Raw genomic sequence first — 1,807 nt, 5'->3', positions numbered from 1 at the left:
TCATCGAAATGTGGTCCGTAGATCCCGCCAGCCCCGGGATGGTCACCTGGGCTGGACGCTTTAGCGGGTTCGGCAGCGGCGAGAACATGACCATGGTCGTGAACGGCTATCGTTTCACCCCGGCGTCAGCAACTGCCCCATCGGCAAACTGACGCACAACACGGGGCCGCTTGAACCTGAGAGGATAGCCGTGACCAACCAGCGGATCGCTTTTATCGACGCGTTGCGCGCCATTGCAGCGATGTGCGTGCTCGTGCAACACATCGCCGACCGGTTGATCCTCGCAAATGTGAGCGGACACGAGGTTTGGCAATCGATCTTCGTTTCGGTGTTCGATGCCGGGCGGCTTGGCGTTGGCGCGTTCTTCATTGTCAGCGGGTACGTCGTGCCGTTCTCGATAAGACCCCCTAGGGCGTTGCAAACCTTCGTGGTCGGGCGTTTCTTCCGCCTGTACCCTGCCTATTGGGTATCGGTGCTGTTCGCGTACGCTGTGTTGACCTGGTACAAACACCTCAGCATTCCGCTGCCTCATCTGATCGCCAATGCCACCATGCTCGAGATGGCGATCGGCGTACCTGTGTTGCTGGGCCCCTATTGGACGCTGATCATCGAGCTGGCCTTCTATGGAATGTGCGTAGCTCTTTATTTATGCAACTTCCTGCATTCGCAACGCGTCGCTTTGTTAGGCATGATCGGCTTTCTGATGCTTGCCCTCGCGCTCAGCCTGATTGGACGTGTCACGGGGCTTTATCTGCATGCCAATCTGCTGCTGAACCTTGCTTTGATGTTCTTTGGACTGGCCCTCCGTCAAGCAGACGAGGAGGGGCGGTCAGACACAGAGCGCAGAGTCTGGTTCGCTACGCTGGTGCTGTTACCGGTATCGGCCTTTGTTGTGCTCGGCGCGCCGGAGCGGCCAGATCCGCTGTTCACGCCGCTGTCCTTTTTGACCGGATATCTGGCGGCCATTGCGATCTTCCTTCTGCTCCGCGCCCGACTCACGGGGACGAAGCCGCTGTTCGCTTGGCTGGCAAAGATCAGCTATTCGGTCTATCTGCTCCATGAGATTGTTCTGCTGCTGCTGGAGGATTGGCTCTCGCCAGGGGCTGGCTGGCTCAAACAATTAACGTTTGCCGGAACCGCCGTTCTCCTTACGTTAGCTTGGGCGGCCCTGGTCCATCGATGGATCGAGCAACCTGCCATGGACGCCGGGCGCAAGATCAGCAAGCGGTTAAGAACAAGCTCCCGACTCGCAGTCGCGTCTTAAGAGGCAATCGAGGCAGCAGCGGTCGCAGGTGCCGATGACACCTTGTTGGAGAGATGGCACAAGGGGCGCGCTTCGTGCGCTGCCAGCCTGCATCCGCGGCAAGTCACAATGATCCGACAGGTCCCGGTTGTTCTCGATCCTTCAGGCTGAATTTGGAACCATTGACGCCCATGATCTTTCCGCCGCTCGCCCCAACACCAAGCCAGTCGACATGGACGCTTCGCCTCACCTGGTGGGCTTGGCTTTTCGCCGCAGTATCGATCGCACTGATTCAGACAGTTCCGACGGTGCCCGCCGCGGCATTCGTGCTTATCGTTGCATTGTACTGTGCGGTTTTGCCAGCTCGCGCCCTCGCCGCTCTGAGCTGGAGCCCCGTTCCCTGGTTGATCGTCGGCTTTGCGGCGCTGTCGGCCTTGTGGTCGCCGTTTCCGATGTTATCAGCGCGCGGGGCCGCGCAGCTTGGCCTCACAACCCTCGCAGCGCTGCTCTTCGCGCGGGCGCTTCAGCCCTTCTCCTATATCGCCGTTCTGATGTACGCGTTCT

The 1,807-nt window shown here is 59.5% G+C and carries 1 protein-coding gene and 1 pseudogene (1 of these 2 only partly in view); both read left to right on the top strand.

Annotated features, from left to right (window positions below; all coding sequences use genetic code 11):
- The first annotated feature begins 190 nt into the window (after positions 1-190).
- Positions 191-1,264 carry an acyltransferase family protein gene (locus tag BRAS3809_RS17940; protein WP_008963505.1) on the top strand — a complete coding sequence of 358 codons (1,074 nt, stop codon included), beginning with the start codon at positions 191-193 and terminating at the stop codon, positions 1,262-1,264.
- A gap of 53 nt (positions 1,265-1,317) precedes the next feature.
- A pseudogene (locus tag BRAS3809_RS17935) lies at positions 1,318-1,807 on the top strand (O-antigen ligase family protein); its annotated part runs 649 nt beyond the window's last position; the annotation flags it as partial.

This window comes from Bradyrhizobium sp. STM 3809 (assembly GCF_000239795.1).
Classification (GTDB): Bacteria; Pseudomonadota; Alphaproteobacteria; order Rhizobiales; family Xanthobacteraceae; genus Bradyrhizobium.
This window is presented reverse-complemented; position numbering and strand designations above follow the sequence as displayed.